Source organism: Ramlibacter tataouinensis, from assembly GCF_027941915.1.
Lineage (GTDB): Bacteria > Pseudomonadota > Gammaproteobacteria > Burkholderiales > Burkholderiaceae_C > Ramlibacter > Ramlibacter tataouinensis_C.
Genome location: NZ_CP116009.1, coordinates 3530360 through 3552824, shown reverse-complemented (window position 1 = coordinate 3552824; position 22465 = coordinate 3530360). Strand labels below are relative to the sequence as shown.

Below are 22465 nucleotides of genomic sequence, written 5' to 3'. Positions count from 1 at the left end.
CGCCGGAACATGCCCGCATTCCGACCCGAACCGCTGCTGCAGGCCATTCGCGGGCAGGCCCATCCGATGGGGCAGGAGCCGCCTGCGGCCCTGGTCGATGCGCTGGCGGCGCGCCGCCTGGCCCTGCTCGGCGAAGCCAGCCACGGCACGCACGAGTTCTACGCGCTGCGGGCGGCGATCACCCGCGCGCTGATCGTCCAGCACGGCTGCAAGGCGGTGGTGATCGAGGGCGACTGGCCCGATGCCGGCCGCATCAACCGCTGGGTACGCGGGCTCGACGCCGGCAGCGCGGACGAAGCCCTGTCCGGCTTCGAGCGCTTCCCGACCTGGATGTGGCGCAACACCGTGGTGCGCGAGTTCATCGCCTGGCTGCGCGAGCACAACCAGTCGCAGCCGCCCTGGCAACGGGTGGGCTTCTACGGCATGGACCTGTACAGCCTGTTCGGCTCGGTGCGCGAGGTGCTGGCCTACCTGGACCGGGCCGACCCGGAGGCGGCGCAGCGCGCCCGGCTGCGCTACGCCTGCTTCGATCACTTCCAGCAGAACCTGCAGGCCTATGGCTACGCGGCCGGTTTCGGCACCGGCTTCAGTTGCGAGGAAGCGGTCGTGGCACAGCTGACCGAGTTGCTGCGCAGCCAGTCTCCGGCGGCCGACGAGGGCGACCCCGACGAGCTGTTCCATGCACAGCAGAACGCGCGGCTGGTGCGCAATGCCGAGCAGTACTACCGCGCCATGTTCCGCGGCCGCGCGTCCTCGTGGAACCTGCGCGACCTGCACATGGTGGATACGCTGCAGGCGCTCCGCGCCCACCTGCAGGAGCGCATGGGCGAGCCGCCGCGCATGGCCGTCTGGGCGCACAACTCGCACCTGGGCGACGCCAGCGCCACTGGCATGTCCGAGCAGGGCGAGTGGAACGTCGGCGAGCTGACGCGCAAGCGCTGGCCGGGCGAGACCTTCCTGCTCGGGTTCACCACCTACCAGGGCACGGTGCGCGCAGCCTCCGACTGGGACGCGCACGCCGAGGTGAAGCGCGTACGGCCCGGCCTGCCGGGCAGCTGGGAGGCGCTGTTCCACGAGGTCGGCCCCGAGCGCTTCCTGCTGCTGCCGGACCCGGCCCTGCGCGCCCAGCTGCAGGCGCCCCTGCTGGAACGCGCCATCGGCGTCATCTACCTGCCCGAGACCGAGCGGCGCAGCCACTACTTCAGCGCACGGATCGGCGCCCAGTTCGACGCCGTGATCCACATCGACCGCACGCGGGCGCTGGAATCGTTGCCCGAGCACCCGGCGACGACCCCCGAGGTGGAGGTGCCGGAGACCTATCCGGCCGGGGTGTAGAGCCACGTCGTCCTCCGCGAAGGCGAAAGGCTGACGCAGGCCCTCAAACCCCGCCGTGCGGATGGGTCGGATCCACCCACAACACCTGCTCGGGCTTTTCCGCGGGCTCGATGTCGAGGTTGATCGCCACGGCCTCGCCGTCGCTGCGGCACAGCACGCACTGCAGCACCTCGGTGGGGCTGGCGTTGATCTCCTGGTGCGGCACGTAGGGCGGCACATAGATGAAGTCGCCCGGGCCGGCCTCGGCGGTGAACTCCAGGTGCTCGCCCCAGCGCATGCGGGCGCGGCCGCTCACCACGTAGATCACGCTTTCCAGGTGGCCATGGTGGTGGGCGCCGGTCTTGGCATTGGCATGGATGGTGACCGTGCCGGCCCACAGCTTCTGCGCGCCGACGCGGGCGAAGTTGATGGCGGCCTTGCGGTCCATGCCGGGCGTCTGCGCCGTGTTGGCATCGAGCCGGTTGCCGGGGATCACGCGCACGCCGTCGTGCTTCCAGCGCGGGGCCGAGTCCCGATCGTGCTCGTGCGGATGCGCTGGGTCGTGGTCGTGCTCGTGTGCCATGCGCGGCAGCGTACACCCGCACGGCCGCGGCTGCATCGGCCGCAGCCCTGAACCCCGGAGCACAGCGCGGCCGTTCAGCCGTAGCGCTGGCGCGCCAGTTCGGCACCCTGCACCAGCGCCTGCAGTTTCCGCAGCGCCACTTCGCGGTCCATCGGCGCCATGCCGCAGTTGGTGCAGGGAATCAGCCGCTCGCGCGCGACGAATTGCAGGGCCCGCCCGATGGTGTCGGCCACCTGCCCGGGCGTCTCGACCTCGTCGCTGGCGACGTCGATCACGCCGACCATCACGTCCTTGCCGGCCAGCAGCTGCATCAGCTCGGGCGGCACGTGCGAGTGGTAGCACTCCAGGCTGACCTGGCCGATGCGGCTGGCGGCCAGCGCCGGGAACACCTGCTCGTACTGGCGCCACTGCTCGCCCAGCGAGTGCTTCCAGTCGATGTTGGCCTGGATGCCGTAGCCGTAGCAGATGTGGACGGCGGTGGTGCAGGCCAGCCCCTCGATGCAGCGCTCGAGCGCCGCGACGCCCCAGGCGGCCGCGTCCTGCATGTAGACGTTGAAGGCCGGCTCGTCGAACTGGATGACGTCCACGCCGTCGGCCTGCAGCGCCCGGGCTTCCTGGTTGAGCAGGCCGGCGAAGGCCATGGCCAGCTGCCGCCGGTCGCCGTAGAAGCGGTCGGCCACCGTGTCGACGATGGTCATCGGGCCCGGCAGCGTGAACTTGAGCTTGCGGCGGGTGTGCGCCCGCGCCAGCTGCGCCTCGAACGCGTGGACCCGGCCTTTCAGCCGCAGCGGCGCCACCACCTGCGGCACCATCGCGTCGTAGCGGTTGTTGCGGATGCCCATCTTCACCTTGTGCTCGAAGTCGATGCCGTCGATGCATTCCAGGAAGCCGTGCACGAAGTGCTGGCGCGACTGCTCGCCGTCGCCCACGATGTCCAGGCCGGCGTCTTCCTGCGCCTTGATCCACAGCAGCGTGGCATCGGCCTTGGCCTGCCGCAGCTCGTCGCCCTGCGCGCGCCACTGCGGCCACAGCTTGTGGGTCTCGGCCAGCCACGAGGGCTTGGGCAGGCTGCCGGCGGTAGCGGTGGGGAACATGGCGGTTTCCTGGTTCGGGCTGGGGCCGCCATGATGGCGGAAGCCGCGCGGCGCGTGCAATCCCGCGCTCGCGGGAACGACGAACGGATAATCCGCCGCATGCCAGCCACCGACACCCGCGCCCGCCCACGCATCGTCATCATCGGCTGCGGCTTCGGCGGACTGGAGGCGGCCCGGGCGTTGCGCGATGCGGCGGTGGACATCACGCTGGTGGACCGCACCAACCACCACCTGTTCCAGCCGCTGCTGTACCAGGTGGCCACCGCCGGCCTGTCGGCGCCGGCCATCGCGGCACCGGTGCGGCACCTGTTCCGCAAGCAGGCCAACGTCACCACCCTGCTGGGCGAAGTGACCGGCATCGATGCCGCCGCGCGCCAGGTCACGCTGGCCGACGGGGGCGTCCTCCCCTACGACCACCTGGTGGTCGCGGCCGGCGCCACCCACAGCTACTTCGGTCGCGACGACTGGGCGGCCTTCGCGCCCGGCCTGAAGACGCTGGAGGACGCCTTCGGGATCCGCCGCCGCATCCTGGTGGCGTTCGAGGCCGCGGAGAAGGAAGCCGACGCCGCGCGCCGCGATGCCTGGCTCACCTTCGTCGTGATCGGCGGCGGCCCCACCGGGGTGGAGATGGCCGGCACGCTGGCCGAGATCGCGCGCCAGACACTGCCCGGCGAGTTCCGCCGCATCGACCCGGCCTCGGCCCGGGTGCTGCTGCTGGAAGGCAGCCCGCGCGTGCTGCAGGCGATGCCCGAGTCGCTGAGCACCCGGGCCTGCGAGCAGTTGAGCCGGCTGGGCGTGGAGGTGCGCACCGGCGCGCGCGTCACGGCCATCGACGCCGCCGGCCTGCAGGTGCAGCCCACCGAAGGCGAACCCTACCGGATCGACAGCCGCTGCATCGTCTGGGCCGCCGGCGTGGCCGCTTCGCCGCTGGGGCGGGCGCTCGCGCAGACCACCGGCGCCGCGCTCGACCGCGCCGGCCGCGTGCAGGTGCAGGCCGACCTCAGCCTGCCCGGCCACCCGGAGATCAGCGTGATCGGCGACCTCGCCGCCGCGCAGAGCCATGCACCGGGGCGCGAACCGGCACCGGTGCCCGGCGTGTCACCCGCCGCCAAGCAGATGGGGCGCACCGCCGCCGGCAACATCCTGCGCCGACTCGCCGGCCAGCCGGGCCAGGCCTTCCGCTACCGCGACTACGGCAACCTCGCCACCATCGGCCGCAACGCCGCCGTGGTCGACCTGACCAGCCCGCTCGGGCGCCTGCAATTCAGCGGCTACCCGGCCTGGCTGTTCTGGCTGTTCGCCCACATCTGGTTCCTGATCGGTTTCCGCAACCGGCTGGTGGTGCTGATCGACTGGGCCTGGGCCTACTGGAGCTACGACCGCCACGCGCGCGTGGTGGCGGAAGTCGATCCGCTGCCGGTGCCGGAGGCATCGAGCGCCGCGGTGCGCTCACCCTGAACGGCGCGCGCGGGACTCAATCGCGCCCGCGCAGCAGCAGCGCGCCCAGCGCCAGCCCGGCGGCGATGGCACCGAACGTCGCCACCGTGGAGCGCGTCGACAGCCGCTGCTCGAAGCCCGGCTGCAGGCGCCTGGGCATCAGCCCGTAGTCGAAAGCCGAGGCGAACGCCGCCGTCGCCGCCGCCCCGGCCACGGCCTGCGGCAGCGACTTGGCCTCGCGCCGGTGGCCCCACAAGCGCGCATACAGCACGGCCCAGAAGATCGCCGACAGGTGGTGCGTCAGGTAGCCCAGCAGCGTGTGGCGCACGGTCACCCGGTCCTCGTGCAGCGCGGCGTCGCCCCACAGCCAGTGGCTGACGGCGTTGAGCGGGGCCACCGCGCTGCCGGCGTCGCGCCGGCCGGCCAGCGCCAGCACCGCCACCGACAACAGGCAGGCGACGCTGCCGGTGACCGCGCCTTCGCGCAAGGCCTGCTTCCATTCGTCCATGTCGATCATGGGTGCCTCCGCGTTCAATCCTTCAATCCGATTCGCCCAGTGCCTGCTCGCCGATGGTGGCGATCGGCGCCTCGGCGGCGGCGCCGGCGTGGCCGGCCCGGGCGCTGAGCAGCATCTCGCCGATCCAGTCCACCAGCACCGCGGTGTAGGCCTGGCGCCAGCTCCTTTCCGACAGTCCGTGGTCGGCGCCGGCGATCATCCGGTAGGTCAACGAGGCCGGTTGCGTGAACGCCGCCACGTAGCTCTGCACCGTCTCGCGCGGCACGATGGGGTCGTGCTCCGACTCCACCACCAGCACGCCGCCGCGAAAGCGCGAACAGGCGGCCAGCGCGCGATTGCCTTCGGGCCTGACGGCGCTGCGCCGGTAGGCGCGCAGCTCCTCGCGATTGAGCCGGCTCTTGGGCACCTGCCAGTCGTCGTCCTTGTAGAGCGCGGGCACGCGCAGCGCCAGCCAGCGCACCTTGCGCAGGGTGGTGGCCACCGCGGCGAGGTACCCGCCGTAGCTGCTGCCGACGATGGCCACGGCCGCCGGGTCCACCGCCGGGTGCCCCACCAGCAGGTCGTAGGCGGCCAGCAGGTCCTGCAGGTTGTCCTCGCGCGTCACCGTGTCGCGCAGGTCCTGGTGCCGCACGTGGCCGCGCAGGTCGAAGGTCAGGCAGATGCAGCCGAGCGTGGCGATCTCGTGCGCGCGCGCGATGTGCTGCTCCTGGCTGCCGTCCCAGCCGTGCACCAGCAGCACGCCCGGCACCAGCGTATCGGGCCCGACCAGCGTGCCGGCGATGTGGTCGCCGCCGACCGGGATGTCGATGCTGTTAGCTCGCGTCGGCATCGTCCTCGACCACGGTGTACTTGGTGAGCCAGCCGGCGCGCGGATCCTCGCCGCGGAAGTGGACCGTCGCGCCCGGCGGCGGCTCCGGCGACGGGCCGAACCGCTCGACGCAGCGGGCGCGCACCCGCTGCAGCGCCGGCTGCGCGGCCAGCGCGGCCAGCGCGGCCAGCTCGGCGCCGGTGGCCCCGCCCACGCGCCAGGACTGTTCCAGCACGCCGCTGCGCAGTTCGCCGCGGCCGTTGCGGCCGACCGCCACGTCGTAGTTGCGGCGCGAGGCGAAGAAGTCGGGGTAGCAGGCCTGCACGGCGGCGTCGAAGCGGCGGGCCTGCTCGACCGCCAAGCGCGCTTCGGCCGGCGCATCGGCCGCGGCCAGCGCGTCCAGGCCGCCGCGCGTCACGTCCAGTTTGGAGCCGCCATAGACCGGCTCGCCCCGGGTATCGGGGGTCAGTTGCTGGGTACCGTAATAGCTGGCAACGAGCGCCCCGACCTGTATCGTGCCGACGCTGTAGGTCCGCACCTCGGCCAGGTCTTCCTCCAGCACCACGCCATGGCGCTGCAGGTCGGCGGCACCCAGTGCGCCCAGTGCCGCCACCAGCGCCGGTTCGTCCGCAGCCACCACCTGCCCGCGGCCGCCCGTCGCCTGGGCCGGCTTGATCCGCACCGGTCCGCGGGCCAGCAGCCGCCGGCCGGCGGCCTGCGCATCCTCGCGGCTGAAGGCCGCATGGCCGTCGAGCACGGCATCGGCGGCCGCGGCATGCAGGGCATGGCTCCAGCCGGCCGGGCACGCCGCCCCGGTCGACACCAGCGGATGGCTGATGCATTTGCCGGCCACGAAGGCATGGGGCACCACGCCGCCGAACAGGGCGTCCGGGCCGCGGATGCCCAGCGCATGGGCCTGTTCGAGGGTGAGGGTATCGCTGGGCACGAAGTAGACGGGCAAGTCGTAATGGCGGCCGGGGTCGTGCCAGCCGCCGGGCTCCTGGCCCAGCAGGCCGGCGATCACGCGCACATGGCCCTCCAGGGCCGCGCACTCGTGCCGGCTCGTGCGGGCACTGCCGCCCGGCACCAGCGCCAGCACCGTGCCGCGCGCCGCGTCGCCGCGTGGCCGAGCCTGCTGTGCCATGGTCATGCGCTCCCCTGCTGCCGCGCAGCGTGCCCGTGTGCGGCCCACTCTAGCGGCGGCCGTCCGGCGGCTTGTCGGACGATGGCGCGAAAGCAGGACCGCCGGCGCGGGTCGCGCGTGCAGGTGGACCGTGGACACGGGCCACGCGTAACAAAGGCAACGGCCTACGCCGGTCGCGCACGCCGTTTGCCCCAATGGGGGGTGACGTCTGCGTTCCGACCCCCTCCCTTCCCCTGCCCTCCCATGAAGATCGCCCAGATAGCTCCCCTGTTCGAAAGCGTCCCGCCGCAGGCCTACGGCGGAACCGAACGCGTCGTGTCGTACCTGACCGAGGCGCTGGTCGAGGCAGGCCATGACGTGACCCTGTTCGCCAGCGGCGACTCGGTCACCACCGCCGACCTGATGGCGGTGTGCGAGCGCAGCCTGCGCACCGACCCGCACCGCCCCGACTGGACCGCCTGGCACATGGTGATGCTCGACGAGGTGTTCCGGCGCGCCGGCGAGTTCGACGTCATGCACTTCCACATCGACGCGCTGCACTATCCGCTGGCGCGGCGCTGCCCGGGCACCGCCTGCCTGACCACGCTGCATGGCCGGCTGGACCTGCCGGCGCTGGCGCCGCTGCACCGCCATTTCGCCGGCCATCCGCTGGTGTCGATCTCCGACCACCAGCGCCGGGCGCTGCCGACCGCCACCTTCGTCGGCACCGTCCACCACGGCCTGCCGCCGGGTCTGTACGACTTCAACCCGCGGCCGCAGGACTATTTCGCCTTCGTCGGCCGCATCTCGCCGGAAAAGCGCCTGGACCGCGCGATCGAGATCGCCATCGCCTGCGATACGCCGCTGAAGGTGGCGGCCAAGATCGACGACGCCGACCGCGAGTACTTCCACCGCGAGATCGAGCACCTGCTGGCGCACCCGCTGGTGGAATTCCTCGGCGAGGTAGGCGACGACCGCAAGAACCTGCTGCTCGGCGGCGCGCGCGCGCTGCTGTTCCCGATCGACTGGCCGGAACCGTTCGGCCTGGTCCTGATCGAGGCCATGGCCTGCGGCACGCCGGTGGTGGCGTATGGCCACGGCTCGGTGCCGGAGCTGGTCGAGGACGGCGTCAGTGGCGTCATCGTGCACGACCAGGCGCAGGCGATCGAGGCGGCGCGCCACATCGCGCGGATCGACCGGCAAGGCTGCCGCCAGGCCTTCGAGGATCGCTTCACGTCCGCCACCATGGCGCAGCGCTACGTCGATCTGTACGGGCAACTGCGCGCCGCGATCGCGCCGCCGCTGCGCCTGCCGCGCGGCGCTGCCGGGCGCCTCGGGGTCAACGGCGCGTCCGCCGCCGCGCAAACCGCCTTCCCGGCCGCCGAGGCGGAGGCGCCCCGATGAAGGCGGAGCGCATCCATGTCGGCGGGCAGTGGTACGTGGCGGCCAACGCGGCGCGCGCCGACGAGACGCCGCACGTGCTCAAGCACGACGAGAGCTTCCTGCTGAGCGACCGCTACGGCGACGTCGACGGCACCGGCCTGGGCGAGCAGGGCCTGTACCACGAGGACATGCGCTACCTCAGCGAGATGAGGCTGACGGTGGAAGGCGTGCGGCCGATGTTCCTGGGCTCGGGCGTCAAGGACGACAACAGCCTGCTGATCGCCGAGTTCATGAACCCCGACCTGGAGCGCCATGCGGTGGCCCAGGGCACGCTGCACATCTTCCGCGCCAAGCTGCTGTGGCAGGGCTGCTGCCACGAGCACATCCGCGTGGTCAACCATGGCGAGGAGCCGGCGCGCATGGGGCTGTCGCTGGCCTTCGACGCCGACTTCGCCGACCTGTTCGAGGTGCGCGGCACCGAGCGGCAGCGGCGCGGGCGCCACCTGCCGCCGCAGGTTGTGGGCGGCGAGGTGGTGTACGGCTACGAAGGCCTGGACGGCGTGTCGCGCCGCACCCGGCTGCGCTTCAATCCGCAGCCGGACGTGCTGTCCGAGCGCGAGGCCGCGTTCGACCTGCTGGTGCCCCCGGGTGCCGCCTGCCACCTGTACTGCAGCATCGATTGCGAGCGCGGCGACGCGCCACTGCCAGGGCAACCGCGGCCGCACTACGAGCAGGCCTACCGCGCCAACGAGAACGCGCGGCGCGAACAGCGCGCCGAGTGCTGCGCGCTCCAGGCGTCCAACCCGCAGGTCAACCTGTGGCTGCGGCGGTCCGACTCCGACGTCGCCATGCTCTCGACCGAGCTGCCGACCGGGCGCTATCCGTACGCCGGCGTGCCCTGGTACTCGACCACCTTCGGCCGCGACGGCATCCTCACCGCGCGCGAGCTGCTGTGGATCGACCCGCTGCCGGCGCGCGGCGTGCTGGCCTTCCTGGCGCAGTGCCAGGCGACCGAGGTGGACCCGGCGCGCGACGCCGAGCCGGGCAAGATCCTGCACGAGGCGCGCAAGGACGAGATGGCGGCCACCCACGAGGTGCCGTTCGGGCGCTACTACGGCAGCGTGGACTCGACCCCGCTGTTCGTCGGCCTGGCCGGCGCCTACTGGCAGCGCACCGGCGAGCTGGACTTCATCCGCAGCATCTGGCCCAACGTGCAGGCGGCACTGGCCTGGATCGACGCCAACGCCGATGCCGACGGCTTCGTGCGCTACGCCCGCCGCAGCAGCGACGGCCTGGTGCAGCAGGGCTGGAAGGACTCGCACGATTCGGTCTTCCATGCCGACGGCCACATGGCCGAGCCGCCCATTGCGTTGTGCGAAGTGCAGGGTTACGTGTACGAGGCGCGCCTGCTGGCCGCCGAGCTGGCGCGCACCCTCGGCGAGGTCGCGCTGGCCAACCGCCTGGGCGAGCAGGCGCAGGCGCTGCAGCGCGCGTTCCAGGAGCGCTTCTGGTCCGACCGGCTGGGGCTGTATGCGATCGCCATCGACGGCCGCGGCCAGCGCTGCGACGTGGCCACCTCCAATGCGGGCCATGCGCTGTGGAGCGGCATCGCCGCGCCCGAGCACGCGGCGCGCATGGCCGAGCGGCTGCTGCAGCCCGACTTCTACAGCGGCTGGGGCATCCGCACGGTGGCCCAGGGGCAGGCCCGCTACAACCCGATGTCGTACCACAACGGTTCGATCTGGCCGCACGACAACGCCCTGATCGCCGCCGGCCTGGCGCGCTACGGCCACACGCTGGCCGCCCTGCGCATCTTCAGCGGCCTGTTCGATGCCAGCGTGCACTTCACCCAGCACCGCCTGCCGGAGCTGTTCTGCGGCTTTCCCCGGCGCAACAGCGAGGGCCCGACCCTGTACCCGGTGGCCTGCTCGCCGCAGGCCTGGGCCGCCGCCGGCGTCTACCAGCTGCTGCAGGCCTGCCTGGGGCTGGAGGTGAATGCGCAGCAGCGCGAGATCTCGCTGCAGGCGCCGCGCCTGCCCGAGTTCATCGAGTCCATGGAGATCCGCCGGCTCGGCATCGGCCCGCACAGCGCCGACCTGCGGCTGCAGCGCTACGGCCAGCACGTGGGCATCGACGTCGCGCACAAGCTGGGCGACATCGCCGTTCGCGTGCGGATGTGAGCGCGGGGCCGCGCCGCGCGATCAAGCCTTTGCCCTGGCATCCGGCGGCGGCAGCGCCGCCCCGCACTGCTGGCAGTAGCGCGCCTGCGCCGCGTAACCGGGGGCGCCGCACTGGTCGCAACTGCGCGCCGGCGCCGGGCCGCGCGCATGGCGGCGCACCGTCATTTCCGCCGTCACGATGCCGGTGGGCACCGCCAGCGTGCCCCAGCCCACCAGCATCATGGCCGAGGCGATGAAGCGGCCCAGGCCGGTCCTGGGCGCGATGTCGCCGAAGCCGACCGTGGTCATGGCGGTGATGGCCCAGTAGACCGAGGTGGGGATGTCCTCGAAGCCGTTCTCCGGTCCCTCGACCACGTACATCAGGGTGCCCATCACCAGGTCGATCATCAGCACCGCGGCCAGGAACACCAGGATCTTGCGCCGGCTGGCCCACAGCGCCTCGCCCATGACCTGGAACTCGTCGACGTAGGCGGTCAGGCGCAGGATCCGGAAGATGCGCAGCAGCCGCAGGATGCGCACGTCGATCAGCGCGTGCAGCTCGGGCACGAACAGCGCCAGCCAGGTCGGCAGCACCGCCAGCAGGTCGACGATGCCGAAGAAGCTGAGCACGTAGCGCAGCGGACGCTCGACGCTGGCCAGCCGCGCCAGGTATTCCACCGTGAACAGCAGGGTGAAGAACCACTCCGTCACCACGAAAACCTGGCGCCAGTCCTGGTGCCAGCCGCGCACGCTGTCCATCAGCACCACGCCGACGCTGACCAGGATCGCGACCACCACCACCTGGTCGAACAGCCGGCCGGCCGGCGTGTCCGATTGCCAGATCACCCGGTGCAGGCGCTGCCGCCAGGATTGCCCCGGCGGCCGGTCGGGTGCAGCGCGGTCCATCAGGGCCGCTCCGCCCTCGGCGCCGCCAGCGGCAGCGCGTTGTGGATCGCGGTGGCGGCGATCGCCGCCTGCCCCCAGGCCACGCTGATCTGGTTCAGGCCGGCGGCCACGTCGCCGGCGACGTAGAGCCCGGGCACGGTGGTCTGCAGGCGCCGATCGACCACCAGCTGGCCGTCGTCGCCGGCCTGCGCGCCCAGCCGGGTCGCCAGTTCGCACTCGTGCCGCAGCCCGAGCGCGGGGTACAGCACGTCGAAGTCCAGCTGGCGCCCGTCCACCATCTCCACCTCCACCCCCTCGCCCGGCCGGCAGCGGATGTGCAGCGGCATCGAGTCGGCGACGAGCACCTGGCGCTCGCGCAGCTGCGCCAGTTCGGGGGGCGCCACGTCGTGCTGCGTGCCCAGGGACAGCCAGGTCACCTGGTTGTCGAAGCCCGCCAGGAACAGCGATTCGCGCAGGCCGTGCTCATGCCGGCCCAGCACCGCCACGCGCTGGTGCTGCGTCTCGAAGCCGTCGCACACCGGGCAGCAGCGCACCGTGCCGGCGGCCAGGCCGGCGTCGATCCCGGGCACCTCGGGCACCACGTCCCGTGCCCCCGTGGCCAGCAGGACCTTGCGCGCACGCAGCACCCGGCCTTCCTCGCACTGCGCTTCGAACGCGCCGTCGCTGCCGGCCAGGCCCTGCACGCGGCCTTGCTCCAGCGGCACCTCGTAGCGGGCCGCCTGCTCGCGCAACCGCGCCAGCAGCTCGGCGCCGGCGATGCCATCCGGGTGGCCGGGCACGTTGTGCGAGCGCGGGATGGACGCCAGCCGGCTCTGGCCCGCATCGACCACCACCAGCCGGCGCCGGAAGCGCCCCAGGTAGACCCCGGCCAGCAGACCGGCCGGTCCGCCACCGATCACCAGGCAGTCCAGCAGGTCGGCCGTCATCGCTTCAACCCGTTCAGGGCAGCTGCTTGGCCACCATCAGCCAGAAGATCGCCACGAAGGCGAAGAAGGCGACGGAACCCAGCACGACCCACGCGAGGAACCAGCGCCAGTAGCGTGCCGACAGCACCTGGCCGGCGGCGGCGCAGCGCCGCGCTTCCTCGCGCAACTGCAACTGGATCCCCACCACCGGCAGCCAGCAGGCGATCGCCAGCACGTACAGGCCGACCGACCAGGCCAGCCAGGGCATGCTCCAGGGCATGCCGGCGCTGCGCACCAGCAGCCAGCCGGTGAGCGGCTGCAGCACGATGGTGGTGGCGGTGAACAGCCAGTCGGCCAGCACCACGTAGCCGCTGACCCGCGCCACGGTCCGCACGTCGCGTTCCAGCGTCGACACCAGCAGGTAGAAGGCCGACCCGATGCCGGTGCCAAACAGCACCGTGGACGAGAGGATGTGCAGCCACTTGAGCGCGAGGTAATCCATGCGTCAGCGCCGCCCGGGCTCGAGCCCCCACAGCAGCGCGATGGCCGCCATGATCGGCAGGTTCTTGCTGATCGGGCCGTAGGGGTGCAGCCAGTATTCGGGCAGGAAAAGGGTGACCAGCACGGTGTAGCCGCCGATCAGCGCCAGCTGCGCCGGCCACAGCCAGCGGCGCCAGCGCGGCGGGCACCCCAGCGTCAGCACGCCCAGCAGCAGGTCGAGCGCGGCGGCGCCGTACAGCGCCAGCGCCGCCAGCCCGCCGTGCAGGCCGACGCGCGCCAGCAGCCCGTAGCTGAGCTCCACCGGGTACAGGCCCAGCGACACCGCCGCCGTCCAGATCCACATCGCGGCCAGCGTGAGGCGCAGCAGCGGCCGGGCCCAGCCGAGCACGGCCTGCGCCCGCAGGCCGCCCGCCCGCGAGGGGTCGATGAAGCTTGCGGGCGCGCGCGGCGAGTGCCCCAACAGCCGGGCGAATCGCTCCGCCGGCGCGGCATTGCCGCGCAGCAGCATGCCGGCGGTCTCGCCGTCGAGGAAACTGCCCGGCAGGTGCGCGGCGATGCACGCGCCGGCCAGGAACAGCGGCGCCGGCAGCGGCAGCACCCACGGTCCGCGCCCGAGCCCGAGCTGGCCGCGCAGGCTGGCGAGGTAGTCGCGCAGGGGCAGCGGCTGCGGTCCGGCGAAGGCCAGCGTCTCGATCCGGGGCGGCGGCTGCGCCAGCAGCGCCAGCACGCCTTCCACCACGTCGTCCAGGTGCACCGGCTGCACCGGCATCGCGCCACGCTGCGGCAGTGCCAGCACGGGCGCCGTCGCCAGTTCCAGGAACAGGCTGCTGCTCGCGCCGCCCGGCGCGAACACGAGTGAAGGCTGCACGATGGCGCCGCGCAGCGGCAGCGACCGCAGGACGTCGTCGGCCGCCCGCTTGCTCAGGTGGTAACGGCTGCGCGCCTGCCGGTCCGCGCCCAGCGCCGACACCTGCACCACGCACGCGACGCCGGCTTGCCCGCAAGCTCGGAACAGCTCGGCCGGCGCCCGGTGGTGCAGCGCCTCGAACGACTGCCCCGGCGACTCGCGCAGGATGCCGACCGCATTGACCACCGCATCGACGCCGCGCAGGTGCGCGGCCCACCAGTCGGCCGTCGGCACGCCGGCCAGGTCCGCCTGCAAGGCGCTGGCGCCCGCGCCGAGTTGCAGCCGCGCGGGATCGCGCACCGCGCACACCAGTTGGTGGCCCTGGCGCAGCAGGGCACGCGCGATCGCCCCGCCGATCAGGCCGGTGGCCCCGGTGAGCAGGATGCGCATGGGGCCGCAATCATGCGTGAGCGCCGACCATCCGGGTGCCCCATCGGCCGCGTTACCCGTTGCAATCGCGGCCCGACGGCTGGGTCAGCCCTGCCTGAGCGGGCGCAAGGCGGCCCCCGCAGGGAGTGGGCCTGGGCATGAAGCCAGCGCGCTTCCTGCGCGCCGGCGACGTGGTCAGCCTCGGCATCACCGGCCTGGGCACGCAGACGCAACGTATCGTGGCTCGCACCGCTACGACCCCGAGCGAGCTCGCTGCCGCCCTCCAAACGTACCAGGCCCAGCCCTTAGCCCGCTCGAAAACCGTTGCACCCGTCGCGCTGCTTTCGTGCGACGCTTCCAAGCCGCAACGGAGCCCGAAAGCATGAGCAAGACCCAGGCGGATGCCGCCGATCCGGTGTGGGGCAGCCTCGACGGCCTGCTGGCCGACCTGGAGTCGCTCTACAAGGACGTGCACGCGCATCCGGAACTTTCGATGCAGGAGGTGCGCACGGCCGCGCTGGCGGCGGACCGACTGCGCGCCGCCGGTTTCGAGGTCACCACCGGCGTCGGCGGCACCGGGGTGGTGGGCGTGCTGCGCAACGGCGAGGGCCCCACCGTGATGCTGCGGGCCGACATGGATGCACTGCCCGTGCAGGAGGCCACCGGCCTGCCCTACGCCAGCCGGGCGACGGCCACCGACCGCAACGGGCAGACCGTGCCGGTCTCGCACATGTGCGGCCACGACATGCACGTGACCTGGCTGGCCGGCGCCACGCAGCTGCTGGCGCAGGCCCGTGCGTCCTGGCGCGGCACGCTGCTGGCCGTGTTCCAGCCCGGCGAAGAGACGGCGGAAGGCGCGCGGGCCATGCTCGACGACGGCCTGCAAAAGCGCTTTCCCCGGCCCGACGTGGTGCTGGGCCAGCACGTCATGGTGGGACCGGCCGGCACCGTGGCCGGGCGCGCGGGCGCCATCACCTCGGCCGCGGACAGCCTGCAGATCCGCCTGTTCGGGCGCGGCGCGCACGGCTCGATGCCGCAAGCGAGCGTCGATCCGGTGGTGATGGCGGCCGCCACCGTGATGCGGCTGCAGGGCATCGTCTCGCGCGAGGTGGCGGCGGCTGAAGCGGCGGTCGTCACCGTCGGCGCGCTGCAGGCCGGGACCAAGGAGAACGTGATCCCGGACGAAGCGCTCATCAAGCTCAACGTCAGGACCTTCGACGAAGGCGTGCGCCAGCGGGTGCTGGCCGCGATCGAGCGCATCGTCAACGCCGAGGCGCAGGCTTCGGGCGCGCCGCGCAAGCCCGAGATCACGCCGCTGGACCGCTACCCGCTGAACGTCAACGACGCCGCGGCGAGCGCGCGGCTGGCCGAGGCGTTCCGGGCCCACTTCGGCGCCGAGCGGGTGCGCCAGACCGGACCGGCCCCGGCCAGCGAGGACTTCGGCTCGTTCGGCACCGACTGGCACTCGCCGTCGGTGTTCTGGTTCGTCGGCGGCACCGACCCGCAGCTGTACGCCCAGGCCCAGGCGGCCAACCGGGTCCACGAACTGCCCGTCAACCACAGCCCGAAGTTCGCCCCGGTGCTGCACCCCACCCTGCGCACCGGCGTCGAGACCATGGTCGTCGCGGCGCGGGCATGGATGCCGGCCTAGACACGCTCGCGCGCTCCGCGCCCTGGCTGCCGTACGCGCTCGACCTGGCCGGCACCTTCGTCTTCGCCATCAGCGGCGCGATGGCCGGCATCCGGCAGCGGGTCGACGTGTTCGGCGTGCTGGTGCTGTCGTTCGTGGCGGCCAATACCGGCGGCATCACCCGCGACATCCTGATCGGCGCGGTGCCGCCTGCGGCCATCCGCGACTGGAACTACCTGGGCGTGTCGCTCGCGGCCGGCTTCCTCACCTTCTGCTTCCCGTCCGTGATCCGGCAGCGCTGGAACCCGGTGCTGGTGTTCGACGCGGCCGGCCTGGCCCTGTTCGCGGTCACCGGCGCCGACAAGGCGCTGGCGTACGGCCTGGACCCGGTGATGGCCACCGTGCTGGGCATGCTGACCGGCATCGGCGGCGGCATGGCGCGCGACGTGCTGCTGCGCGAGATCCCCACGGTGTTGCGGGCCGACCTCTACGCCGTGGCCGCCCTGGCCGGCGCGGCGGTGGTCGTGGTGGCCCACCGGCTTCAGCTGCCCTACGGCCTGGCCGCGCTGGTGGGCGGTGCCCTGTGCTTCGCCCTGCGCGTGCTGGCGATCCGGCGGGGCTGGCAGCTCCCGCGCGCCACCGGCCATGAGCCGGGTATGCCGGGGGCGGGCGCCGGGCAGCCGCGGCCGGACGACGATTGAGCGAGCCGGTCGGGGCCGCCCGTGCCTCAGGCCGCGCCGCGACCCTGCTGGCTGGCCAGGTAGACGGCCCGGCGCGCGCGCTGCACCTCGCCGAGCGGCCGGTGCTCCGCCAGGCCCTGCCACGGGTCGATCGCGCCGGCTTCCACCTGCTGCGCCAGCGCCTGCGCTTCGGCCGTGGACAAGTCCTGTTGCGGCAGGACCAGGCGGGCCACCGTGCTGTAGGGCGTCGGCCAGATCACCGAGGCGTCCTCGATCGGGGTGAGCGCTTCGCTGGCGAAGTACTGCAACTGCAGGTCCCAGCCCAGCGGCCGCTGCTGCAGACGCCGGCGGACATCCGCCGCCCAGTCGCTGCGCGCCGAAGGGTCCGGCTCGCCATTGGCTGCATCCGGCACCAGCCGCACGCGCACGGCATAGGGGCCATTGGCCATCGGCAAGGCGCTGTACAGCGGCTCGGTGGCGAAGCCCGTGAACGGGCGGCCCAGGGTGCGCGCCAAGGCGCCCAGCCGCCGCGGCACGCCCAGCAACCCGTAGCGGCGCACGACGTGCGCGAGCAGCGCCGCGTTGCCGCGGGACGAAGCCTCGACGAAGGCGACGAACTCCTCGCTGCGGGCGAAGGCGAAGGCCTCCTGGTTGATCAGCGTGAAGTGCTGGGCGCTGGCCGGGCCGCCCAGCGCCGAATCGCCCTGCACGCCCCCCACGCGGATGGCGAAGCCGCGGATGTCGGGGGCCTTGTCCGGCGCGCGGTCGAGGCCGCCGTTGGACAGGCGCACCTGCGCCGGGTAGCGGCCGGGCCGCGCGAACAGCCCGTGGCGCGCGAACGCCGGCAGGCCGTCACGCACTTCGAGGGTGCCCTGCGCCGCCACCAACTGCTTGCGGTGCAGGCCGCGTCCGGCGCCCCAGCGCTTCGATCGCTCGGCCTGGATGCGGCGGAACACCTCGGCGTACCCGGCGAAGCGCTGCGCCTCGGCCGGGTCGACCTGCTCCTGCCAGCCGGTGCTCGGCGACGGTACGTCCGTCATCTCTGTCTTCTCCTCCTGCGCCTCCCGGCGCTCAATCTCGCGGCTCGGCCTCCTGCAGCGTGCGCCACATCACCTTGCCGCTGCCGCTCTTGGGCAGGGCCTCGGCGAACTGCACGATGCGCGGCACCTTGTAGGTCGCCATGTTGGCGCGGCACCAGTCGATGATCTCCTGCTCGCTGACCTGGCCCCGGTGCGCGGCGCGCAGCACCACCACGGCCTTGACCGTTTCGCCGCGGTAGGCATCGCGGGCCGCGATCACGCAGGCTTCCTGAATCGCGGGGTGGCGGAACATCAGCGCCTCCACCTCGGCCGGCCAGACCTTGAAGCCGCTGGCGTTGATCATGCGCTTGAGCCGGTCGGTGATGAAGAAGTAGCCGTCCCCGTCGACGCGGCCGAGGTCGCCAGTGCGGAAGAAGCGCTGGCCGTCCAGTTCGAAGAAGGCGGCCTGCGTGGCCTCGGGCCGCTTCCAGTAGCCGTCGAACACCATCGGGCCGTGGACCACGATCTCGCCCTGCTCGCCGGGCGCCACCTCGCGCAGCGTCTCGGGGTCGACCACCCGTGCGTCGCAGCTCATGAAGGGAATGCCCAGGCACTGCTGCTTGGGCGCATCGGGCGGGTTGCTGTGCGAAGGCGCGGCGGTCTCGGTCAGGCCGTAGCCCTCGACGTAGCGCAGGCCGAACTGCTCCAGCAGGCGCTGCGCCACCGCTTGCGGCATGGCCGCGCCGCCGCCGCCGATGTGGGCCAGGCTGGACAGGTCGTACTGCCCGAAGTTCGGGCTGCCCAGCAGGTCGATCACCATGGTCGGGATGTTGGTCCAGGTGGTCACCTTCCAGCTCGAGATCAGGCGGCCGGCCAGGTCGCGGTCCCAGCGCGGCATCACCACCAGGGTGGCGCCCAGGAACACCGCCGAGTGCATCACGCTGACCATGCCGGTGATGTGGAACATCGGCACCACCAGCAGGCTGACGCTCTCGGCCGTGCCATTGCCCCAGGCGGCGCTGGCCACCGCGTTGTGCATCAGGCTGCGGTGCGGGTGCATGCAGCCCTTGGGCAGCCCGGTGGTGCCGCTGGTGTAGGGCAGCACGGCGAGGTCGTCGCTGCCCACCTCCAGCGGCGGCAGCGGCAGTTCGTTGGCCAGCGCGACCTGCCAGTCGAGCACGCTGCCGCCGGCCAGCGCCGGCAGCGGATGGCGCGTGAGCAGCCAGTCGTGCCAGGCCGCGGGCGGCGCACAGGCGCCGGCCGCGGCGGGATCGAAGGCATCGGTGTACTGCGTGACGATCAGGTGGGCCAGCCGCTGGCCGGCCGGCAGCTGCTCGCTGGCCTTGGCGATCTCGGCCGCGACGTCGCCGGTGGCGATGGCCACCTTCGCATCCGGATCGACGATGTAGTGCTTGAGCTCCTCCGCCCGGTTCATCGGGTTGACCGGCACCACCACCGCATTGGCGCGCAGGATGGCGAAGTGCGCGATCACCAGTTGCGGGCAGTTCTGCATGTCCAGCAGCACCCGGTCGCCCTTGCGCACGCCCAGCGCGTGCAGGCGCGCGGCCAACCGCTCGGCCATGCCCAGCAGCTCCGGATAGCGGAACACGCGGTCGAAGAAGGCCAGCGCCGGCTTGTCCGGGTAGCGGCGCGCGCTGGTCGCCAGGTTGTCCCACAGCGAGGTCCGGGGCGGTGTCATCGCGTGCGGCAGGCGCGCGGGCCAGAAGCGGTGGTGGGGGCGTGCGGTCGGCTCGGCGGAAGACATGCAGGCAGGGTAGCCACGGCCTCCGTGGCGCGGCACCGGGGAAGCACCGAGGGCCGTCGCCTGCGCGACGGCCGGCCCCGCCTATGATGCGCCGGCCCCTTCATCCCGCCGGAAGCTATGCCCCACCCTGCCCTTCGCCTGCCCCTGGCCCTCCTGCTTCTCACGCGGTCCTCCCTGCTGCGGCGGACGCGCTGCACGCCGCTGGCGACGCTGCTGCTGGGCCTGGCCTGGCTGGGCGCCGCAGGATCGGCCGTCGCCTTCGACTTGCAGGGGCATCGCGGCGCCCGCGGGCTGGCGCCGGAGAACACGCTGGTGGCCTTCGAGCGGGCGTTGCGGCTGGGCGTGACCACGCTGGAGATGGATGCGGCCATCACCGCCGACGGCGTGGTGGTGGTCTCGCACGACCCGGTGCTGAACCCCGACCTGGTGCGCGGGCCGGACGGCAACTGGATCGCCGAGCCGCTGGTGATCCGCAAGCTCAGCCACGCGCAGCTGCAGGCCTATGACGTGGGCCGGCTGCGCCCGGGCAGCGCCTATGCGCGGACCTTCGCCAGCCAGCAGCCGGTGGACGGCACGCGCATGCCGACGCTGGCCTCGGTGTTCGAGCTGGCCAAGCGCCTCGGCGCCGACCTGGTGCAGTTCGACATCGAGACCAAGATGGACCTGCGCAACCCCGACCACACGCTGCCGCCGGAGCCCTTCGTGCAGGCGCTGCTGAAGGAGATCCGCGAGGCCGGTGTGGAAGACCGGGTGATGATCCAGAGCTTCGACTGGCGCACGCTGCAGGTCGTGCGCACGGCCGCGCCGCGCATCCGCACGGTGTACCTGACGACGCAGTCGCCGCGCTTCACCAACCTGGATTCGCCGGTGTGGACGGCCGGCTTCACGCTGGCCGAGCACGGCAGCGTGCCCGCCATGGTGAAGGCCGCCGGCGGCCACGTCTGGTCGCCCAACTTCCAGGCGCTGACCGCCGATGCGGTGCGCCAGGCGCAGGCGCTGGGGCTGAAGGTGGTGCCCTGGACGGTCAATGCGCCGGCCGAGATCGCCCGCGTGCTGGACCTGGGCGTGGACGGCATCATCTCCGACTACCCCGACCGCGTGCGCGACGAGATGCAGCGCCGCGGCATGCCGTTGCCGCCGGCGGTGGATTGACCCGCCGGCGCGCAGGCCGCCCTGCGGACGATCACTCCAGGTGCTTCCTGAACCAGTCCGGGATCGGCACCGACTTCTGCGCCGGGAAGTCCACCCACACCGTGGTCGCGCCGCCGGAGGCGTAGACCACGCTGCGGTCGTCGGTGCGCTCGATGGTGGCCCAGGTCTCGAACGAGCTGCGACCCGGGCTGCTGACGTACATGCTCATGTGGATGTCGCCCGGGTATTCCAGCTGCTTGTGGAAGTTGCAGAACGCATTGACGATCAGCGGCCCGGTGCCGCGCGGGTCGGGCGCGCAGTCGACCGAGCGGAACCAGTCGATGCGCAGCGTCTCCAGGTAGCGGAAGTACAGCGTGTTGTTGACATGGCCCATGGCGTCCATGTCGCCCCAGCGGATGGGCATGGTCATCTGGTGGACAAGCTTCTTGTCCTGGGGCAATTCGAGCTTCATTGGTGCGCCTTGATCGAGGCCAGGATGCCCAGCGTGAACAGCACGCAGGCGGCAAGCTGGGACGGGCTCGGCCACTGCCCGTCCCACGCGAAAGAATAGAACAGCGCGAACAGCGTCTCGCTGACGATCAGCTGTCCGCACAGGCTGGCCGACAGCCGCCGGCTGGCCACGTTCCACAGGATGGTGGCGAGCCAGGCCGAGCCGAAGCCGGTGGCCAGCGCCAGCGCCAGGAACATGCCCCGCTGCGGCTGCGACGCGAGCTGCTGCAGCGGCGAGCCGGCCACCGCCCACAGCAGCAGCGCGCCCAGGCCGGTGGCCACGCCCAGCCAGTTGGCCCACTCGGTCACCTGCACCTGCGGATGGCGCTTGAGCCAGCGCCCGTTGAGGATCGCGAACGCGGTCCACGCGGCCAGCGACACGAGCGCGAACAGCACGCCGCGCCAGAAGTGCGGCGCCTGCGCCGGACCGGCCAGATCCCGGGCCGCGCCCATCATCAGCGCCAGCCCCGCGGCGGTGAGCCCCAGCCCGGGCAGCAGGGCCGACCAGCGCAGGTGGCCCGGCTTGCCCAGCAGCATCACCCAGACCGGGATGGTGCCGATCACCAGCGTCGGCACTTCGGTGCCGGCGTCGCGGATGGCCAGCACCAGCAGCAGGTAGTAGCCGGTGAAGCCCAGGATGCTCAGGCCGATGGCGGCCAGCGCCTGCCCGCCCGTGGGCAGCGGCCGCTTGCGCGTGGACCACGCCAGCAGCACGGCGGCCACCGCGCCGTAGGCCACGAAGCGGCCGGCCGTCAGGTCCACCGAGGAGTAGCCGCCGCCCAGCATGCGCGGCGCGACGAACACCAGGCCCCACAGGGCGCCGGCCGCCAGCCCGGCCAGCACGCCGGCGAGCGTGCGCTCGGCGATCAAATGCCGAAGCCGTCGTCGGCCGCGATCACGGCGCCGTTGATGAAGTGGCTCTCGCTGCTGGCCAGCAGCACCAGCAGCGCATCCAGGTCTTCCGGGCTGCCGATGCGCTTGCGCGGCAGCATGTTCACCAGCTTCTGGCCCTGCTCGGTGGCCCAGTGGTGGTGGTTGATCTCGGTGTCGATGTAGCCGGGGCAGATGGCATTGACGTTGATCTCGAAGCGGCCCCACTCCAGCGCCATCGCCTTGGTCATCTGCACCACCGCCGCCTTGCTCATGGCATAGATGCCGATCTGCGGCAGCGGCCGCAGCCCGGCCATCGAGGCGATGTTGATGATGCGCCCGCCGGTGAACGTGCCCGGCGCGGCGCCGCGGGCGCGCGCCAGCATGCGCTTGCCCACTTCCTGGGCCACGAAGAACGAGCCCTTGACGTTGGTGTCGAACACCCAATCGTAGTCTTCCTCGGCCACCTCCTGGATGCGCTGGGTGGTGCTGACGCCGGAGTTGTTGACCAGGATGTCGATGGAGCCGACCTCGGTCTCGGCGTGCGCCACCGCGGCGCGGATGCTGTCCAGGTCGGTCACGTCCAGCGGCACCACGTGGGCATCGCCGCCTTCGCCCTCGATCTGCGCGCGCAGCTCCTCGAGTTTCTCCACCCGGCGCGCCGCCAGCACCACGGCGGCGCCGGCGCCGGCCAGCGTGCGCGCGAACTGCGCGCCCAGTCCGCTGGAGGCGCCGGTCACGAGGGCGACACGGCCGGAAAGATCGATGCTGTAGCTCACGGGTGTCTCCTGCTGGACGTCGGGATTGCCGCGGTCGGCCGGCGCTGAGTGCCGCAGGGCTCGCCGCATAGAATG

General features: G+C 72.4%; 21 protein-coding genes and 1 pseudogene. 8 read left to right on the top strand and 14 right to left on the bottom strand.

Going from position 1 to position 22465, the window contains the following annotated elements; genetic code table 11:
• Positions 1–9 precede the first annotated feature (9 nt).
• Positions 10–1335, top strand: coding sequence for an erythromycin esterase family protein (locus tag PE066_RS16965; protein ID WP_271233704.1), 1326 nt, complete (start codon positions 10–12; stop codon positions 1333–1335).
• Positions 1336–1378: 43 nt separating this feature from the next.
• Here PE066_RS16965 and PE066_RS16960 read toward each other — a convergent pair whose 3' ends face one another.
• A complete protein-coding gene (locus PE066_RS16960) occupies positions 1379–1897 on the bottom strand; it encodes a cupin domain-containing protein (RefSeq protein ID WP_271233703.1) in 519 nt (172 codons plus the stop codon).
• 74 nt (positions 1898–1971) lie between these two features.
• A complete protein-coding gene (locus PE066_RS16955; protein WP_271233702.1) occupies positions 1972–2991 on the bottom strand; it encodes a methionine synthase in 1020 nt (339 codons plus the stop codon).
• Between the two features lie 99 nt (positions 2992–3090).
• Here PE066_RS16955 and PE066_RS16950 point away from each other — a divergent pair, with 99 nt between their 5' ends.
• Positions 3091–4449: an NAD(P)/FAD-dependent oxidoreductase gene (locus PE066_RS16950; protein WP_271233701.1), complete on the top strand. Its 1359-nt coding sequence runs from the start codon at positions 3091–3093 to the stop codon at positions 4447–4449.
• 16 nt (positions 4450–4465) lie between these two features.
• Here PE066_RS16950 and PE066_RS16945 read toward each other — a convergent pair whose 3' ends face one another.
• From PE066_RS16945 to PE066_RS16935, 3 genes are read right to left on the bottom strand one after another with little or no spacing between them, the layout of a single operon-like run.
• On the bottom strand, positions 4466–4945 hold the full coding sequence (locus PE066_RS16945) for a hypothetical protein (protein ID WP_271233700.1): 480 nt from the start codon (positions 4943–4945) through the stop codon (positions 4466–4468).
• Between the two features lie 22 nt (positions 4946–4967).
• On the bottom strand, positions 4968–5774 hold the full coding sequence (locus PE066_RS16940; protein WP_271233699.1) for an alpha/beta hydrolase family protein: 807 nt from the start codon (positions 5772–5774) through the stop codon (positions 4968–4970).
• Positions 5758–6903 (bottom strand): DUF3182 family protein, encoded by a 1146-nt coding sequence (locus PE066_RS16935; RefSeq protein ID WP_271233698.1) that lies wholly within the window; start codon positions 6901–6903, stop codon positions 5758–5760. The genes PE066_RS16940 and PE066_RS16935 overlap by 17 nt, the downstream gene beginning before the upstream one ends.
• 237 nt (positions 6904–7140) lie before the next feature.
• Between PE066_RS16935 and PE066_RS16930 the strand changes: the two genes are divergently transcribed.
• Positions 7141–8280: a glycosyltransferase family 4 protein gene (locus PE066_RS16930; protein ID WP_271233697.1), complete on the top strand. Its 1140-nt coding sequence runs from the start codon at positions 7141–7143 to the stop codon at positions 8278–8280.
• Complete coding sequence (locus PE066_RS16925) at positions 8277–10439, top strand: amylo-alpha-1,6-glucosidase (RefSeq protein ID WP_271233696.1); 2163 nt, start codon at positions 8277–8279, stop codon at positions 10437–10439. The genes PE066_RS16930 and PE066_RS16925 overlap by 4 nt, the downstream gene beginning before the upstream one ends.
• 21 nt (positions 10440–10460) lie before the next feature.
• Here the strand turns inward: PE066_RS16925 and PE066_RS16920 are convergent, their stop codons facing one another.
• Genes PE066_RS16920 through PE066_RS16905 form a run of 4 tightly spaced genes read right to left on the bottom strand, consistent with a single transcriptional unit; the run spans position 10461 to position 14027 of the window.
• A complete protein-coding gene (locus PE066_RS16920; protein ID WP_271233695.1) occupies positions 10461–11324 on the bottom strand; it encodes an ion transporter in 864 nt (287 codons plus the stop codon).
• Positions 11324–12250, bottom strand: a complete 927-nt coding sequence (locus PE066_RS16915) for an NAD(P)/FAD-dependent oxidoreductase (protein ID WP_271233694.1) — start codon at positions 12248–12250, stop codon at positions 11324–11326. The genes PE066_RS16920 and PE066_RS16915 overlap by 1 nt, the downstream gene beginning before the upstream one ends.
• A gap of 13 nt (positions 12251–12263) precedes the next feature.
• The gene (locus PE066_RS16910; protein WP_271233693.1) at positions 12264–12731 is read right to left on the bottom strand and encodes a DUF2269 family protein; all 468 of its coding nucleotides are present in this window, start codon (positions 12729–12731) and stop codon (positions 12264–12266) included.
• A 3-nt stretch (positions 12732–12734) separates the two neighbouring features.
• Positions 12735–14027 (bottom strand): SDR family oxidoreductase, encoded by a 1293-nt coding sequence (locus PE066_RS16905; RefSeq protein ID WP_271233692.1) that lies wholly within the window; start codon positions 14025–14027, stop codon positions 12735–12737.
• Between the two features lie 116 nt (positions 14028–14143).
• Here PE066_RS16905 and PE066_RS16900 point away from each other — a divergent pair.
• The 3 genes and pseudogenes from PE066_RS16900 to PE066_RS16890 all read left to right on the top strand — a co-directional run.
• Positions 14144–14248 (top strand): annotated as a pseudogene (locus PE066_RS16900) (2-hydroxyhepta-2,4-diene-1,7-dioate isomerase); the annotation flags it as partial.
• Between the two features lie 140 nt (positions 14249–14388).
• Positions 14389–15657, top strand: coding sequence for an amidohydrolase (locus PE066_RS16895; protein ID WP_271233691.1), 1269 nt, complete (start codon positions 14389–14391; stop codon positions 15655–15657).
• On the top strand, positions 15642–16337 hold the full coding sequence (locus PE066_RS16890; RefSeq protein WP_271233690.1) for a trimeric intracellular cation channel family protein: 696 nt from the start codon (positions 15642–15644) through the stop codon (positions 16335–16337). The genes PE066_RS16895 and PE066_RS16890 overlap by 16 nt, the downstream gene beginning before the upstream one ends.
• 26 nt (positions 16338–16363) lie before the next feature.
• Here the strand turns inward: PE066_RS16890 and PE066_RS16885 are convergent, their stop codons facing one another.
• Both PE066_RS16885 and PE066_RS16880 read right to left on the bottom strand, forming a co-directional pair.
• Positions 16364–17356: a catalase gene (locus PE066_RS16885; protein WP_271233689.1), complete on the bottom strand. Its 993-nt coding sequence runs from the start codon at positions 17354–17356 to the stop codon at positions 16364–16366.
• 31 nt (positions 17357–17387) lie between these two features.
• A complete protein-coding gene (locus PE066_RS16880) occupies positions 17388–19100 on the bottom strand; it encodes a long-chain fatty acid--CoA ligase (RefSeq protein ID WP_271233688.1) in 1713 nt (570 codons plus the stop codon).
• 117 nt (positions 19101–19217) lie between these two features.
• On the opposite strand from PE066_RS16880, the gene PE066_RS16875 reads away from it, so the two are divergent.
• Complete coding sequence (locus PE066_RS16875; RefSeq protein ID WP_271233687.1) at positions 19218–20252, top strand: glycerophosphodiester phosphodiesterase; 1035 nt, start codon at positions 19218–19220, stop codon at positions 20250–20252.
• A 31-nt stretch (positions 20253–20283) separates the two neighbouring features.
• On the opposite strand, the gene PE066_RS16870 is transcribed toward PE066_RS16875, so the two are convergent.
• The 3 genes from PE066_RS16870 to PE066_RS16860 are packed head-to-tail and all read right to left on the bottom strand — an operon-like array spanning position 20284 to position 22390.
• Positions 20284–20703: an acyl-CoA thioesterase gene (locus PE066_RS16870; protein ID WP_271233686.1), complete on the bottom strand. Its 420-nt coding sequence runs from the start codon at positions 20701–20703 to the stop codon at positions 20284–20286.
• Positions 20700–21611 carry a DMT family transporter gene (locus PE066_RS16865; protein WP_271233685.1) on the bottom strand — a complete coding sequence of 304 codons (912 nt, stop codon included), beginning with the start codon at positions 21609–21611 and terminating at the stop codon, positions 20700–20702. Before PE066_RS16865 ends, PE066_RS16870 begins: the two co-directional genes overlap by 4 nt.
• Positions 21608–22390: an SDR family oxidoreductase gene (locus PE066_RS16860; RefSeq protein WP_271233684.1), complete on the bottom strand. Its 783-nt coding sequence runs from the start codon at positions 22388–22390 to the stop codon at positions 21608–21610. The genes PE066_RS16865 and PE066_RS16860 overlap by 4 nt, the downstream gene beginning before the upstream one ends.
• Between the last annotated feature and the right edge of the window lie 75 nt (positions 22391–22465).

Bases quoted from the DNA above. Each gene is read 5' to 3' on its own strand.
- PE066_RS16870 (WP_271233686.1), bottom strand. From the start codon at position 20,703: ATGAAGCTCGAATTGCCCCAGGACAAGAAGCTTGTCCACCAGATGACC.
- PE066_RS16950 (WP_271233701.1), top strand. From the start codon at position 3,091: ATGCCAGCCACCGACACCCGCGCCCGCCCACGCATCGTCATCATCGGC.
- PE066_RS16905 (WP_271233692.1), bottom strand. From the start codon at position 14,027: ATGCGCATCCTGCTCACCGGGGCCACCGGCCTGATCGGCGGGGCGATC.
- PE066_RS16940 (WP_271233699.1), bottom strand. From the start codon at position 5,774: ATGCCGACGCGAGCTAACAGCATCGACATCCCGGTCGGCGGCGACCAC.
- PE066_RS16915 (WP_271233694.1), bottom strand. From the start codon at position 12,250: ATGACGGCCGACCTGCTGGACTGCCTGGTGATCGGTGGCGGACCGGCC.
- PE066_RS16920 (WP_271233695.1), bottom strand. From the start codon at position 11,324: ATGGACCGCGCTGCACCCGACCGGCCGCCGGGGCAATCCTGGCGGCAG.
- PE066_RS16910 (WP_271233693.1), bottom strand. From the start codon at position 12,731: ATGGATTACCTCGCGCTCAAGTGGCTGCACATCCTCTCGTCCACGGTG.
- PE066_RS16945 (WP_271233700.1), bottom strand. From the start codon at position 4,945: ATGATCGACATGGACGAATGGAAGCAGGCCTTGCGCGAAGGCGCGGTC.
- PE066_RS16930 (WP_271233697.1), top strand. From the start codon at position 7,141: ATGAAGATCGCCCAGATAGCTCCCCTGTTCGAAAGCGTCCCGCCGCAG.
- PE066_RS16890 (WP_271233690.1), top strand. From the start codon at position 15,642: ATGGATGCCGGCCTAGACACGCTCGCGCGCTCCGCGCCCTGGCTGCCG.
- PE066_RS16960 (WP_271233703.1), bottom strand. From the start codon at position 1,897: ATGGCACACGAGCACGACCACGACCCAGCGCATCCGCACGAGCACGAT.
- PE066_RS16965 (WP_271233704.1), top strand. From the start codon at position 10: ATGCCCGCATTCCGACCCGAACCGCTGCTGCAGGCCATTCGCGGGCAG.
- PE066_RS16895 (WP_271233691.1), top strand. From the start codon at position 14,389: ATGAGCAAGACCCAGGCGGATGCCGCCGATCCGGTGTGGGGCAGCCTC.
- PE066_RS16955 (WP_271233702.1), bottom strand. From the start codon at position 2,991: ATGTTCCCCACCGCTACCGCCGGCAGCCTGCCCAAGCCCTCGTGGCTG.
- PE066_RS16875 (WP_271233687.1), top strand. From the start codon at position 19,218: ATGCCCCACCCTGCCCTTCGCCTGCCCCTGGCCCTCCTGCTTCTCACG.
- PE066_RS16885 (WP_271233689.1), bottom strand. From the start codon at position 17,356: ATGACGGACGTACCGTCGCCGAGCACCGGCTGGCAGGAGCAGGTCGAC.
- PE066_RS16925 (WP_271233696.1), top strand. From the start codon at position 8,277: ATGAAGGCGGAGCGCATCCATGTCGGCGGGCAGTGGTACGTGGCGGCC.
- PE066_RS16880 (WP_271233688.1), bottom strand. From the start codon at position 19,100: ATGTCTTCCGCCGAGCCGACCGCACGCCCCCACCACCGCTTCTGGCCC.
- PE066_RS16935 (WP_271233698.1), bottom strand. From the start codon at position 6,903: ATGACCATGGCACAGCAGGCTCGGCCACGCGGCGACGCGGCGCGCGGC.